This window comes from Breznakiella homolactica (assembly GCF_016616095.2).
Lineage (GTDB): Bacteria > Spirochaetota > Spirochaetia > Treponematales > Breznakiellaceae > Breznakiella > Breznakiella homolactica.
In genome coordinates this window covers 1510791-1525270 of sequence record NZ_CP067089.2, presented here as the reverse complement: position 1 = coordinate 1525270, position 14480 = coordinate 1510791, and the positions used below count along the sequence as shown (strand labels likewise).

Here is a 14480-nt window from a genome sequence, read left to right as displayed (position 1 = left end):
TCCAATTACTTGATTATGAAAAATATCAATAAAATTGAAAAAGACTATTTTTTAAATTATAATTAAGCAGTTAAGGTAAAATAGCATTATTTAAAAAAGAGGTTTTTATGCTAAAAAAGAAATCCCCATACGGGAAAATGTATAGGTTGATATGCCTTGTTATGCTTCTTTCAGGTTTACTTTTTGGCTGCAGTTCACCATCATCCGGCGGAAAGGATGATCCTGTTTTACCTGCCCCCAACAGCCCGCAGATAATTTCCGCCGATGGACAGCTTTCCATTATCTGGGATGCGGTAACCGGGGCCGTTTCCTATGATGTATATTTAAATGATGAAAATACCCTTTCCGGCGCGGTCGAGTTAACGACAACCCAAACCGAGATTATTTTTGATGGCCTTGACAATGATACGGTCTATTATGTCTGGCTTGACTATAATACGGCCGGCGCTTCAAGCAGTATCAGCAGCCCTGCCACGGGAACCCCATCCACCGCGGTAGCTCCCCCGGCTACACCTGTCATATCATTTGTGAAGGCCTTTGACAGCGCTTTTTTGGTAAGATGGGGATCGGTTCCCGGCGCAACGTCCTATCAGGTTTCAATAAATGATTCAAATACCCTTACCGGCGCCACGGTAAAAAATACGAAGCTGTTCCAGCTTATATTCAACGGGCTTTCCAATGGAACTACCTACTATATTTGGATATCCGCGGTCAACACTGCGGGCGCTTCCACCCAAAGCAATCCTGTAACCGTTATTCCTGTTGCGGGAACAATATCCGTACCCGATGCGCCCAGCGACTTAGCCATAACAGTACAGGATGATACCAATCCGGAAGTAATATCTCTGAATCTTACCTGGACAAATAACGCAACGAATGCCACTTTACTGAAGCTGTACAACAGCAGGATCTTTATTAAAAGACTTGAACCCACCGAAACATCGGTACAGGTTTACCAGTCCCGGGGGCAAAAAATGGCTTATTATATAGTAGCCCTTAACAGCGCCGGAGAGTCCCTCCACGAAACTGCCCGGGTCTACACATCCCCCTGGTATGTAAACTTTAACAGCGCCGGCGGCAGCGCGGTTCCTTCTCAAAATGTACTTCCCGGTAAAAAAATTACCAAGCCGGCCGACCCGGCTTTATCGCCCCAGACTTTTCTTGCATGGTACAAAGACAATTCGTATTCTACCCTCTGGAATTTTGATACAAATACCGTCACCTCCAACACGACTTTATATGCGAGATGGAGTTCCGATTCTTCATGGTTTAATACTGCACCGAGCGGAGGGGATCTAGTTATAACCGGATTGTCCACAGCCTGGGAAAATTCCACCAACACCGGAAAAAACAATATTGTTATTCCCGCAAGTATCGGCGGCAATACGGTAATAAGAATTGAAGATTACGCATTTGATAACAGGACAACCCTGCTCAGCATAAATATTCCAACAACAATTACAGCAATAGGAAATTACGCATTTGCCAATTGTACCGCCCTGACTTCCCTTAATTGTTTTTCCGCAACCCCGCCGGCAGTAGGCTCGAATATGTTCAGCAACAATACGCCAAAATTAAGAATTTACGTACCTTCCCAGTCGGTGCCGCAATACAAGACGAGCTGGGCCGCCTACGCATCCATTATTGTTTCGCAGTAATTGTTCTACTAAGCAGGGGGATACCGTGAACGATATCCCCTGGACTTGCCCTGCGGACTTCGGCGTCGTGCCTCAGTCCTTCGGGCCGGCTTTGGCCGCTGACGGCGGCATCCTGCCGCCTCTTCCTCCCGTTGGTCGGCGCGGCCTTCGCTTCAAGTCCAGGCCTATAAATAAAAAACCTGCGCAGGGGAATCAGTTATTCCGCCAGCTGCGGGATGATGTTCTTCACCAGGCCCGTTTCCCTTATCCTGCTGGTTGTGGCGCTCCTGACCCTGGTATGGCCCATGATCAGGGATGCCCGCAAAAGAGGATATGTTCTTTTTGACGGAACGGCCCGATCTGATCCACATGGTCAACGGTTTCTTCCAGCTATTTGCGGCAGACGGCCATTACACCGATGGAGAGACTCTTCGGTTTGGAAACGTTGAAGTAACACCCAGGCACTGTCCGGGCCATACGCCGGGAACCTATTCGTTCTTCTTTTATATGGAGGAGAGCGGCAAACGGTACCGCTGCGGCATGCACGGCGGTATGGGGGTGAACACCCTGACAGGGGTAAATCCCTTTATCGAGCCCGGCGGGTTCGCGAAACAGATGGACGCGCGGTATCAGGATTTTTTGAAGTACTGCCAGTAGCGGTCCAGCCGGAAGGCTGGCCCCGTGAACTTCCGGAGGAAATGTATTTTATACTTGGATTGTGTAAACGAATGTCCTCAAAAGGCTGTGTTTTTGTAGAAGACCGAAAGAAAAATTGCCCAATGATTATGCGGGGACGGCCAACGCGGAATGGAGACATCCCGTAATTTCTCACAGACCACCGCCATCCTGTCCGACGCGGCGTTTCCGCATTAGTCAATTTAAAGGCAGTACAGTTACCGGATCGTTACAAAAAATGTACCATACCCGTCATTGGGGTCGTTTGATACGTAATTACAATCGATAGTTACTGAATAACCGCCCGCGTCAACTGTAAAGGAAGGTACTTTTGTATATATCTGCCCGCTGCTGTTAGTATTTGCAGGTATAACAAATGGCTCGGTATCCAAATAATTTTCTGCCGTGAGGCTTACCGCCACTGAAAGGGTATTTGCAACTTCTATATTGCAGGGAGTGGTATCGATAAATTCTAAAATGTTATTTTTGGAATCAATGTTGTAATCAACCCATGGCTTGTCTGATTCTAAATATTTTATGGTATATGTGGCATGATCTGTAGTTTGTTCGCCGGGATTCAGTGTTATTTCACCTTTATCCGAGTCTTGTAATTTAAATGTCACTGTGCGGGAAGATGAATTGACGATCGTTATATCATCTCCGATTTCGAAGAAACCGCTATCGCATGAGAAAAGTACGAAAGCTATAATTAACGAAAATACTAATTTCTTCATATATCACTCCTCGTTGCTTGACTATCTATGTTAATTCCTTCTATTAAAATTGTCCAGTATTGTTTCTGCCCATGGGCGCTTTCCCTCGCTGCGCTCGGCGTCCGCTCCGGTTCAAGTCCAGGCTTATAAATAAAAAGAACCTTGCCTTGCGGCAAGGTTTTAACTTTCTGGGCCCACCTGGACTTGCCCTGCGGACTTCGGCGTCGTGCCTCAGTCCTTCGGGCCGGCTTTGGCCGCTGACGGCGGCATCCTGCCGCCTCTTCCTCCCGTTGGTCGGCGCGGCCTTCGCTTCAAGTCCAGGCTTATAAATAAAAGAACCTTGCCTTGCGGCAAGGTTTTAACTTTCTGGGCCCACCTGGACTTGAACCAGGGACCGACGGATTATGAGCTCAGCAGGTATTGGTATGTAATATCTTCTGATCTTCTATATAGTTTTCTTATGCCTAAGAATATACCTGTAAATAAGGATGGTCAACATCTTTATAGTGTTTTATGGTAATTATTACGAACCACAGCGTTCTATTCTGATGTTTTTGTACAAACCTTTGTACAAAGATTTGGAGAAATGGCTCAAGAAGCAACTTCCTGGTTTCCTATGAATCCTTCCTTTCCTTTGAGAAAAGCTGAATTCTATTTTTCCCAATAATCCAGTATCTGGTCATTTAGCTTCTTTTTTGCAGCCCGCCAATGGGGCATATACTTATCCATCAACGCCAGAAATTCGGCATTGTGGTTTTTGACCTGCAAATGTATTAATTCATGTAAGATGATGTATTCCAAACAGTCTGTCGTTTTTTTTGCCAACTGGAGATTGAACCAAATCTTGCGGTTTGTAATATTGCATGTTCCCCACTTGTTTGTCATATACTTCGTCTGCCAAAAATCGCACTTTAATCCTGTTATTCTCTCCCACTTAGGCATCAGACGCATGATTTCAGCTTTCAGTTTTTCACGGTACCATTCTCGAACAAAGTTATCCCGTTGTCCGGCGGTACTGCCTTCCCGGACAGTAAATATTGCAGTATTTCCGGTAAGTGTGAGGGAATATCTTTTTCCATAATCAACCTGTAGGAAATACTGTTTTCCCCAAAGGTATAACGTTTCTCCCGATATATATTGCCGCTGAGTTTGCCGAAGCTGTCCGGCGAATTTTGCCTGTTGGGCTTTTATCCAACTGACCTTTGTCCGGACAAAACGTTCTATGGCCTCATCACTCATATCCAGTGGCGCGGATACCGAAACCATACCATCCGGCGGTTTTACATAGAGGTGCATATTTTTAATCTTTTTCTTATCTATCCGCACCTCGATTCCGGCTATTCGCATTAATATTCCTCTTGTACCATGACCAGTTTGAACAAACGTTCGACCTCGCTGTCATCGTTCAGGACTTGCATTAGAGCCCGTTTGATTTTATTTTGCTTAACCTGATTCGTTCTGAACCCTTCTTGTTTACTTGCGCGGACAGCATTATCCAGTTTGCGCGCCAGGGCCTCATTTTCTCCGCAATTATCGTAGAACATACGGAGTGCCCCGCTTTGGCGTATACTTTCGGGATAATGGGAGTTACTTTCAGGGTTTGCGGCTTTTCTGGCCAGTTCCGCGTATAATTCCAACAGCCCTTTGTAGGCAATAACTCCATTTTTACGGTCGTTGATAATCTGTTCCAGAATTGCAGACATGCGGGCGTAGTATTTCGGGTTGATCGGCATCTTGGCAACGATTTTCCGGCGAATGTTATTCTCGATGGATTCCGCGGCAGCTTCTTTGTCGCGGCCTTCTGATTTTAGTTTTTCATCCTGCGCAAGTATGAAATCAAGCAGGGTAAAGTCATCAACAATGCCAAGCGGTTTTGCATCGCTGGCTACTATGTATGTATCAATCAGATGCCGCATACCCGGTTCAAACATTTTGAAATCAATTTCATCTCCGCTTGCTTGACCAATAGTCGATTTTAGCCGAATGTAAAACTCAACCTTGGATGCAATATCAACTTGTTCCGCAGATGTATAACCCGCCGCAATCATATCGGTCTTGATTTCGGAGAACGCACGGATTAATCGATTGACTAGTTTATACAGTTGCTCACGAAAGCGGGCGAAGGTCTCATCTTCATTTTCGTCCTGGCCGCTTTCACCACAGAAATAGCGGATATAGTCCACTTCGTCCCGCGGCGGTTTAACCCCTTCACAAAGATCGGCAAGTGCCTCAAGGGTGGCATCGAGATATTTTTTAGCCTCATCAAGCCGGTCTTTCAAAAGCCCGTCGATATCTTCCTTTGCGTAACCTTCAAACGCTCCGGATGTGTAAGTTTTTAATGCGGAATCTAAAGCACCGAACAGCTGCTTGTAGTCAATGATGTAACCGAAATCTTTGCTCTCACCATCCAAACGGTTTACCCGGCAGATGGCCTGAAACAGTCCGTGATTCTGCATGTGCTTATCAATATACAGATAGGTACACGGCGGAGCGTCAAAGCCGGTCAGCAGTTTATCCACGACAATCAAGAGCCGCATATTGGCAGGTTCGTCTACAAACTTCTTTTTAACCTCTGTTTCAAAGTCTTCGATATGACCGGCATCATAGCCATAATCAGCAAGCATTTTAAGATAAGTTTCATATTTCGTGATTTCCTCGGTGTCTTCATCACCGCCCACATCTTCGGTACGCAGGTTGCCAGGTGAGGCATCGTAACTCGTAATAATCGCGCATCTCTTAAAACCCTTGCTGCGGAAGATCTCATAAAATCGGCATGCTGAATAAATATCTCCGGAAACCAGGAGCGCGTTACCGCTTCCGTCTAACAAACGCGGTTTGGTTTCCATATCAAAAATGATGTCGCTAGCAATTTTATCGAGCCGCCCCGCCGAACTGAATATCTTTTGGAGATTCCCCCATTTTTCTTTAAGACGGGCTTTTGCCTTACCGGTAAGGGTTTTTGTCTTTGCGTCAAACCAGGCGTCAATTCGGTCCTGAGAAGTAATCTCCTGAGGAATATCGCGGGCTTCATACCGGAGATCAAGCACGATACCATCAGCTACACCTTCATCGTACTTATACGTATGGATATATCCGCCGAACACCTCGATACTCGTCTTTTTATCCTTTACAAGCAGTGGCGTGCCGGTAAAACCAATGAGAATAGCATCCGGTAAAATTGCTTTCATTGCCTCATGAAGTTTTCCCGATTGGGTTCTGTGACATTCATCCACAAATACATAAAAATCGCCCTTTGCCTTGAAGTCAGGGGGAAGAGAGGCCTTTATATCCTGTATGAATTTATCATAGTCGAGTTCCGATACCTCTGAGCCGCGCCGTCCGAATTTGTGGATCAGGGAACAAATCAGGCGATCTTCGTAGCTATTTAGCCGTGCAATTAAATCTTTGCCGCTTGTGGTTCGGACAATCTTTTCATCCACGCCGCCATACTTTTTTTCTATCTGGTCATCAAGCTCCTCGCGGTCGGTGACAATCAAAATACGGGCGTTGGCGTTATGGGACAGCAGCCATTTGGACAGCCAAATCATTGTTAAAGTTTTACCGCTGCCCTGGGTGTGCCAGATTATGCCGCCCCTGTTATCCTGTACCCGCAGCTGCGCCTGGCGTATACCGAAATATTGGTTATGGCGGCAGACTTTTTTTGTACCCTTATCGAAGACGACAAAATCCCTGATGAGCTCTAAAAAGCGCTCTTTATGGAACATGCTATAAAGCTGCCAGTCAAGCTTGTCAGGGCGTTCTTGACAAACGCTCCGGATATCAGCGCCAAGTTCGTCAATATACTTATCTCCCTCTATAGGGGTGTAATTCTTCCATTCCAGATAATACTTTTCAGGCGTAAGCACAGTACCATAACGGACGCCTTCGCTGGTATTGCCCGCAAAAGTATATTGCACGGTGGCGAAAAAGGGCGCGATAAAATCATCCCGTTGGTTTGTTATATTCTGCCGGATTCCATTGGCAACAGAGATGTTGCTGCGTTTTAGTTCAATCACAGCCAGGGCTATACCATTGATATAGATAACCAGGTCGGGGCGTTTATCCATAACACCGCCGATTACCGTAACTTCCTCCGCAATGGAAAACTCATTATTACCAGTCCGCTCCCAGTCAATAAAATACACGGTGCGAATATCATCAGTATCATCCTTGACCTTTGCGCCATAGCGGAGCAGTCTATACACCGCCTTGTTGACGGCATAAAGATCATTTTGACGGTTCACAATCGCTGTTTTATGAAGTTCCTCCACAGCACGCCGGACAAGGGTATTACTGTATCCGCGCCTTTTGAGGTTGGCGCTCAGCATTTCAAGCTCTATGTTTGAATTATCCCGTTCCGTCCAGTCGCCAAGAAAGGTATAGCCGAGCAGGCCGTGGAACAATTTAATTACATGGTTTTGGGTCGCCCTTTCTGTCTGTCCAACCTTCGCGTTAGGCATCGGTATCCCCCCTGGATGGCTTTTTACCTCTTTTGGGAGGGGTAAGCGATTTTACAGCACGGTCAAAGTCACTTTCAAGCTGTTTCATTTCGCGGGCGCGGTAGATTTCAAACTCTTTTTCAGCCTTTTCAATAGCCTGCTTGTGGGAAATGCGCCCGGCGTCCTGCAGCACTTTCCGGCGAAGCGAGAGAATCTGGTTATCCAACGCGGCGATCCAATCCGCCATAGCCATGGGACGCTGCTCCAGCGCCTGGAATTCGGCAAAGTCCAGAAATTGGGATACAAGCAGATTCAATCGTGTCAGTTCAATTTCGGATAGATAATTTTTTGCGATCTTCACATCATCCTTTGTGATGTACTCCCCCTTGAAATTCGTCATGCCAATCAGAGGTTTGTCGCTATCCACCCTGTCATGAATAAGCTCCGCCGCCGTATGGGAATGGACCGCAAAATGCAGCTTATTTTGAACCGTCGCAAAGAACTGTTTAGTCATATCGCTGCGGGGGTCATAATCTGTGGCGGTGGCGTAAATATCGGTAACCTGCTGATAGAAATTACGTTCGGAAGAACGGATGTCGCGAATGCGCTGGAGCAGCTCACGGAAATAACGGCTGCCTCCCTGTTTCAGGCGTTCATCATCCAGCGCAAAGCCTTTTTGAATATACTCGTGTAATCGCGCCGTCGCCCAACGGCGGAAGCGCGTGGCGATCTGGGATTGCACCCGATAGCCGATGGCGATAATCATGTCGAGGTTATAATGGCTTATTTCTCGCCTTACTTGTCTCGTTCCTTCGGTTTGAACCAATAAGAATTTCTTATGAGTTGCCTCAGCCGACAACTCGTTGTCTTTCAGAATACTATCAATGTGCATACTGATGTTAGGCTGGCTTGTGTCATAAATCTCGGCTATCTGGTTCTGTGTGAGCCATAAGTCTTCATCCGAAAACCGTACAGATACCTTGGTTATACCGTTTTCGTCCTGGTAAAGGATAAGGTTATTTTCGGGCTTATGCATTTTGAGGCGCCTCCGTTCCGAACAGCTCAATGCTCCACTTAATGGCCTGAGCGATGTTGGCATCTGCAAAATGCGGTTTTGACAATTTCTGCTTCCATTTGGGATTGGAGCGTATAACTTCTTTTATAGACTGCAAATTAACAGTTTTTCCATTTTCCCGCAGTTCGCAAGCTGCCATGTCTACTGTAGTAAGTGTTTCAAGGTCGTCTCTGGTTTTATACTGGAAATTTGAGATTAGCCATTGGACATTATCCTGCCAATGCCAGTCTTCTGCATATTTCAAAGCTGCTGCAATGTTATTACCCTTGCTGATAATAAAACCTTCTTTGCCTTTTACTTTTGTCTCGATAACATAACCCTTATCTATGGCAATTTTCTCGCCGCCCTTGTACCTGGCCTCCGATTTATATGGACCCGCCGCTTGTTTTGTAAAACCTGCTGTTTTTATTTCCTGGTAACGGCGCAACAGATACATAAGCTTGAATATTTTTACGCGCCCCAGTCTATATTTAGGGTGATAAAAATTTTCAACTATCATAGAGAACGCTACAGCATCGTCAAATTGCTGGTTATGCTTTTTGTTCGATGATGCAGCCGCCGGTTTCGCTTCGGCAGTAGGAAATGGTATAACTTTTGCCTTTGGAGCCGCCGCATCCGAAGTCTTATCAGTTACCAAGCGAATCCGTCCGGTTAGCAGTTCCTGCATAATACCTTGTTTGATGAGTTTTGCTTTAGTTAGCTGCGCTGTAAGCGCGTCGATTTCCGCATCCATGTCGGAGAGGATTTGAGCGATGCGAGCTTGTTCAGGTTTTTGCGGATGTTTCCGTATTATTTCACCTATTTGTTTTCCACTTAAACTTGGAAGAGCTGTGGCAGTAACCAAATCACCAAGTTTCATTGATTGTAAAACATAAGTGAAGTATTTTGAGTCTCCTTTTTCTTTATAAACAGTAAACGCCATCATGTTGTTGTCAATACAACAGGGATATGCAGCTTGCTTTTTTCTTTCGAGAAAAATAGCTGCCCCGATTTTTGCAAAAATAATTGCTCCGACTTCAATAATATTACATTTTAGATGACTGGCCGTCATTTGTGAAATATAATTATTAGCACTAACCATGAATCGTTCATTTCCAGGATTATTGAAATCAGATACTTTATAAAATGGATATTTACCACTTTTTTCACCTTGATATAATAGCGGAAATCCGTTGCCTGATGAAAAATATCCATAATAATTAAGACAATGTTCTTCCCAATTCTCTTTTGGTTTCAGCAATTCCTGCATTGCGCCTTGCTTAATATTCCGCTTCTTGGCGATAAGGCGTTCAAGCGCGGCAATGTAGCTGTCAACATCCGAAAGCGCGGCGGCAATTGCTCTCTGTTCGGGGAGAGGTGGGATGGAAAGAATTGTATCATGAATATCGTTTCGATTTAATGTTGGGACACCCGACCCGGTAGCATAAATCTTCCAATTCAGTGATTTGTAAAGATAGTAAATAAACTTAGGATCGTTTCCTTTGAAATCAGTTACCCACAAAGTAGTATTATGAGGCCAATAATCTTGTTCAATAAAATGCAATGCGCCAATTGTTCCAGAGCGCCCAGTTACTAATCCAGGGGCTGACGCCATTGCATACTTATGAAATCCGTTGATACCATTCGAGTAGACAATAGGATATTTACCAGCAATAATGTTTTGTGAAGGCAAGTCAAATCCACGTTGTAATGGCGCTATATCACTTATTTTCTTTTTCTCCCACCCTACCATTTAAACCCCATCCTTTTCAGATGTGATTTGACTTTTTTCTCATAAGTAACAACCTCTTCTTCGAGTTCAGATAAGGTATGCTCATAACGTTCAGCAAGCTCAGTCACACGGCCGGCAATGTTATGACTTGCGGAGCGGTAAAGCTGTTCAATTCCGCTGATGATTGCTCCATACCACTTTTGGTTTATGAGCAGTTCAATAATATCATCGTCGGTGAGGGTCGGGTATTTTGCGCGTTCTTTTTCCTCTAATTCAATCTTCATCTGTTTGAGAAGTTTGCTGAAATCATCTATCTTTTCCTGTAAATCGGCAAGTGATTGCAGCTCATCGTAGTCTTCGGTATTCTTGCCATCTTTCAGGTTTTTTAGTTCTACCTTTAATTTCGCCTTATTTAAACTGTTATTCTCATTCAAAACTTCGGATATAACACTGCCGTCATCGGCATTTTCCATGAGTTCGGCTAATTCGTTTTCCTTTGCGGCAATTGTATTTTCGGTATCGGTAATGGTTTGCTGTTCCTCTGGAAAATAAAAATCACGGATAATTTGGCGCGGTATGAGATTTCCTTCCCAGCCAACCACTTTTTCTATTGTCTCTTTGCTGCCATCCTTCTTTTTCTTTTCGCTTGTAGTAACAAGGTTTGCGGTTTCCCGCGCCGCCGCGTAACCATCAGTCTTGATGATGAACACGTCATCCGCCATAATCTCCTGCCAGTAAGAGAGCAGCACCTGATAGACATCATATTTATCAAGAAGCGTAACAAACTCAAAGTTTCGCAGTATCTCCATGGCGATGCTTTCAATAAAAATCTTAACATTGGTATCGGTAGTTATGCCTGTAAGAATATTCCAGACAGATGACTTCCAGTTTTCCATGGCCATGTCGATACGGTTGGCATAGGAGGAAAATTCGCCATCCGCATAAATCGTATGAGAAATTTCTTCCTTTGGCTGCCGTGACGAATAATAGCCGCTCCGCAATGGTTCAAACAGTACATCGTTTAGATTGGGGAATAACTTCCAATACTGCGACATACCATCAACATCTGCTGAGGGAATCCCGCCGTTGAGATGTCCGTCAATGTCCTGTATATCCTCCGGCTCGCTGCTGTCGATATAGCGGGGAATATTGAGGTTGTATTCATTGTGCTCAATCTCGGCAAGGGGAACGAAACGGGAATATTTTTCCTCATCCCGCCATTCCCGGAACGCGCTGACAACTTTGTAAATATCGCGCTCGCGCAGGCGGTTTTTATTGCCGTCTTTCAGGAAACCGTTGCTGGCGTCAATCATAAAAATACCGTCGCGGCTCCCTGAACCTTCCTTATTAAGGATGATAATACAAGCGGGTATTCCGGTACCATAAAACAGGTTTGACGGCAGTCCTATAATTGCTTTAATGTATCCTTTCTTTATCAATGATGTGCGGATAATCGCTTCTGCGTTGCCGCGAAACAGTACGCCATGGGGCAGGATACACGCCCCTTTGCCGCTGGGTTTCATGGATTTAATAATATGCAGCAGCCACGCATAGTCGCCGTTCTTTTCCGGCGGGGCCGCGCCATATCCGTCGAAGCGTCCATACTCCTTGCCGGAAATGCCATCCGTCCAGTTTTTCATTGAGAACGGAGGATTGGCAACCACGAAATCAAACTGCTTCAATTCTGTCTGGTCGTTATCCTTGAAGTATTGCGGGTCCGCAAAGGTGTTGTGATTTCCCGCTATCTCGGCGGTGGCCTTGTTATGAAGGACAAAGTTCATCTTTGCCATACCGGCGGTAGCAAGGTCTTTTTCCTGCCCGTAAATTGTAACTTCCACCGGCGCGGCATCCGCGGCCCGGATAAGCAAAGAACCGCTCCCGCATGCCGGGTCATATAGGGTAGTGTCGGGATTGCTTATTTTATCGATACCGATAACACTGGCTATGATGCGGGAGACCTCAGCCGGTGTATAGAACTGTCCCTTGCTCTTGCCGCTTTCGGTGGCGAAATTCCGCATGAGATACTCATACGCGTCACCGATGATGTCATCCCCCTCGGCTTTGTTGTGCGAGAAATCCAATTCTGGCCGCTGAAATATGGAAACAAGGCCGGTCAGCTTATCGACCTGCTCCTTGCCTTTGCCGAGCTTGGTTTCGTCATTGAATTTGGCATTATCTATGACGGTACGCAGTCCGTTAGCTTCGGCGAGTTTTGCAATAATTTTATCCATATCCTCGCCGATATTGTCCTTGCCCTTCAATGCGACAATATCATCAAAGCTGCCGCCCTTCGGCACAGTAATATCGGCGTATTTTACGCCCTTATACTTATCTGAGACATACTTTACGAATAGAAGCGTCAGGATATAGTCCTTATACTGGGACGCATCCATGCCGCCCCGCAATTTATCGCAACTCGCCCATAAAGAGCTATATAATTCAGATTTCTTGATCGCCATTATTTCGTTTCCTTATGAGCCTACCAATCCATGCTAAGTGTATCTGAAAAAACGAGTATTGTAAAATGCGTATTTCATCAGTATGGCGATCCTTCCGACATGGGAGTTCCTGGTTACATGGTTTTAAAGCAGGTTTGAGGCCATGCCAATGGGTTATTCCAAAAATTGTGATTTAGCGTCATTTAACGCTAATAAATTGACCATTTATGGCCCGCATACAGGGCAAGATAAAGGATGTCAGACAAACAGGGTTAATTCCTTATGTCGTATAGAGTTATTTGTCAGACATTTCGTTCCGTGTCTGACATGGATGGTATAACTCCTTATGATATATAGATTTATTTGTCAGACAGCATTATTTCTGTAAGAATATGGCCATTTTTGCTGTATTTAGCGTCATTCAACGCTAAATACCATTTTTTTAATGACCACATTGAGCTTCATGCGGGTTTTATCTGTCTTAACTTTTTTTGTTTTGGCCTTGGGGTAGGTTCTTCGTATGAGGGCGGCTCTGCCTGTATATTTTCTGCCATTTCCGCCACAACATGATACAAGTCCTGGCTCTGCCTCATCATTACCAGTGACGAATCTGTTACAAACTTCTGGGCCTCTTTCACATTTTTGAATTCCATGTGCTGGGCTGTCACCGCTAAAAAATTAATTTTTTCGGCTATCTCCAACAATTCCCCTTTGTTTTCTTCCCACCCCATGGGTCACCTCCAAAGCCAGCAAACAGCGGAATCAAAAATGAAAAGTAAATGCTGTTATGCCTTTTCCCGGATTGTTTCTGCGGAATGCTAAGCTATATCAGCAGAAAACTAATTCTTGATAATGACTCTACTGGTAGAACGTCTTTGCACCATCATACCATACCTACCAGTAGAGTCAAGCTCTATTTAACAAAAATAATTTAATCTATGAATAGTTTGTAGAAGGGGATATCCAAGGCTTCGGCAAGTTTAATCAGCGTTTCGATTTTAGGATTATCAATGGACTTAGGACTGTTTTGATTCTCAAGATAAAACAGATGACTTTTAGAAATATCTGCTTTGTTGGCAAGAGCTTCATAGCTCAAACCAAGTTCATTTCTTCTGCGGCATATTTTATCTATCGCAATTTTTGTTAGTTTATGCATAGTTTCTCTTGACTCTACTGGTAGAGTTTAACTAAAATGAGAAAATGTTCCGTTCTGCCAGTAGGTATATTTTAAAACTTACTAATTTTACTTTGACCAATAAAAAGTGAATCCTTTTGTCAAAATATCCTGGAAAAATTAATCCTATTCCAAAGGAGTTCTTAAATGTTTAACGACTATTCAGAGAATCAGGCTGGAATACAATCCAAGCGAAATTACCAGGAAACTAAGGAATCTGATAGAATCCCTCCGCAGAAGCCGCCGGTATCAGTGGCAACAATAAATGAAAAGGATATGCTTGAATTAGCCGTTAAGTCCTTATCTGTGGCAAACAAGGTAAAGTGGATATGGAGCCATTTATTACCCGATTTGGATAGTGTAAAGGAGGCCGCGGATTTAGTTGATTCCCTTTATTACGGAGTCGAAATGGACATCGAGACAGTTATCAATAGCCTGGTACAATTTAGAGATTATTTTGATAGAGAGCGATGTTAGGCCACGCTAAATAGTATATCACGGAATGGCTAAGCAAATGGAAAAACAAGGTGTTTTAATTCCAAATTTACAATATTAATATTCCCAATACATATTTTTTCCCGAAAAAAGAAACGTTAAACATCTAATTCCTTGGGCCAG

The 14480-nt window shown here is 44.5% G+C and carries 11 protein-coding genes; 3 read left to right on the top strand and 8 right to left on the bottom strand.

Annotated features, from left to right (window positions below; all coding sequences use genetic code 11):
* The first annotated feature begins 161 nt into the window (after positions 1-161).
* Both JFL75_RS07025 and JFL75_RS07020 read left to right on the top strand, forming a co-directional pair.
* Positions 162-1658 (top strand): InlB B-repeat-containing protein, encoded by a 1497-nt coding sequence (locus tag JFL75_RS07025; RefSeq protein WP_215625969.1) that lies wholly within the window; start codon positions 162-164, stop codon positions 1656-1658.
* A gap of 312 nt (positions 1659-1970) precedes the next feature.
* Complete coding sequence (locus tag JFL75_RS07020) at positions 1971-2294, top strand: MBL fold metallo-hydrolase (protein WP_215625968.1); 324 nt, start codon at positions 1971-1973, stop codon at positions 2292-2294.
* 236 nt (positions 2295-2530) lie between these two features.
* Here JFL75_RS07020 and JFL75_RS07015 read toward each other — a convergent pair whose 3' ends face one another.
* From JFL75_RS07015 to JFL75_RS06980, 8 genes are all read right to left on the bottom strand, one after another.
* Complete coding sequence (locus tag JFL75_RS07015) at positions 2531-3046, bottom strand: hypothetical protein (protein WP_215625967.1); 516 nt, start codon at positions 3044-3046, stop codon at positions 2531-2533.
* 630 nt (positions 3047-3676) lie between these two features.
* Positions 3677-4372, bottom strand: a complete 696-nt coding sequence (locus JFL75_RS07010) for a M48 family metallopeptidase (protein WP_223292792.1) — start codon at positions 4370-4372, stop codon at positions 3677-3679.
* A complete protein-coding gene (locus JFL75_RS07005; protein WP_215625966.1) occupies positions 4372-7485 on the bottom strand; it encodes a type I restriction endonuclease subunit R in 3114 nt (1037 codons plus the stop codon). Before JFL75_RS07005 ends, JFL75_RS07010 begins: the two co-directional genes overlap by 1 nt.
* Positions 7478-8500: a virulence RhuM family protein gene (locus JFL75_RS07000; RefSeq protein ID WP_215625965.1), complete on the bottom strand. Its 1023-nt coding sequence runs from the start codon at positions 8498-8500 to the stop codon at positions 7478-7480. Before JFL75_RS07000 ends, JFL75_RS07005 begins: the two co-directional genes overlap by 8 nt.
* The gene (locus JFL75_RS06995; RefSeq protein WP_215625964.1) at positions 8493-10271 is read right to left on the bottom strand and encodes a restriction endonuclease subunit S; all 1779 of its coding nucleotides are present in this window, start codon (positions 10269-10271) and stop codon (positions 8493-8495) included. Before JFL75_RS06995 ends, JFL75_RS07000 begins: the two co-directional genes overlap by 8 nt.
* The gene (locus JFL75_RS06990; RefSeq protein ID WP_215625963.1) at positions 10265-12709 is read right to left on the bottom strand and encodes an N-6 DNA methylase; all 2445 of its coding nucleotides are present in this window, start codon (positions 12707-12709) and stop codon (positions 10265-10267) included. Before JFL75_RS06990 ends, JFL75_RS06995 begins: the two co-directional genes overlap by 7 nt.
* A 440-nt stretch (positions 12710-13149) precedes the next feature.
* Complete coding sequence (locus tag JFL75_RS06985) at positions 13150-13419, bottom strand: hypothetical protein (RefSeq protein ID WP_215625962.1); 270 nt, start codon at positions 13417-13419, stop codon at positions 13150-13152.
* Between the two features lie 200 nt (positions 13420-13619).
* Complete coding sequence (locus JFL75_RS06980; protein ID WP_215625961.1) at positions 13620-13844, bottom strand: helix-turn-helix domain-containing protein; 225 nt, start codon at positions 13842-13844, stop codon at positions 13620-13622.
* A gap of 165 nt (positions 13845-14009) precedes the next feature.
* Here JFL75_RS06980 and JFL75_RS06975 point away from each other — a divergent pair, with 165 nt between their 5' ends.
* Positions 14010-14339: a hypothetical protein gene (locus tag JFL75_RS06975; protein WP_215625960.1), complete on the top strand. Its 330-nt coding sequence runs from the start codon at positions 14010-14012 to the stop codon at positions 14337-14339.
* Positions 14340-14480: the final 141 nt, after the last annotated feature.

Coding starts and splice junctions, on each gene's coding strand:
- JFL75_RS07005 (WP_215625966.1), bottom strand. CDS start 7,485: ATGCCTAACGCGAAGGTTGGACAGACAGAAAGGGCGACCCAAAACCAT.
- JFL75_RS06990 (WP_215625963.1), bottom strand. CDS start 12,709: ATGGCGATCAAGAAATCTGAATTATATAGCTCTTTATGGGCGAGTTGC.
- JFL75_RS06995 (WP_215625964.1), bottom strand. CDS start 10,271: ATGGTAGGGTGGGAGAAAAAGAAAATAAGTGATATAGCGCCATTACAA.
- JFL75_RS07000 (WP_215625965.1), bottom strand. CDS start 8,500: ATGCATAAGCCCGAAAATAACCTTATCCTTTACCAGGACGAAAACGGT.
- JFL75_RS07010 (WP_223292792.1), bottom strand. CDS start 4,372: ATGCGAATAGCCGGAATCGAGGTGCGGATAGATAAGAAAAAGATTAAA.
- JFL75_RS07025 (WP_215625969.1), top strand. CDS start 162: ATGCTTCTTTCAGGTTTACTTTTTGGCTGCAGTTCACCATCATCCGGC.
- JFL75_RS07015 (WP_215625967.1), bottom strand. CDS start 3,046: ATGAAGAAATTAGTATTTTCGTTAATTATAGCTTTCGTACTTTTCTCA.
- JFL75_RS06975 (WP_215625960.1), top strand. CDS start 14,010: ATGTTTAACGACTATTCAGAGAATCAGGCTGGAATACAATCCAAGCGA.
- JFL75_RS06985 (WP_215625962.1), bottom strand. CDS start 13,419: ATGGGGTGGGAAGAAAACAAAGGGGAATTGTTGGAGATAGCCGAAAAA.
- JFL75_RS07020 (WP_215625968.1), top strand. CDS start 1,971: ATGTTCTTTTTGACGGAACGGCCCGATCTGATCCACATGGTCAACGGT.
- JFL75_RS06980 (WP_215625961.1), bottom strand. CDS start 13,844: ATGCATAAACTAACAAAAATTGCGATAGATAAAATATGCCGCAGAAGA.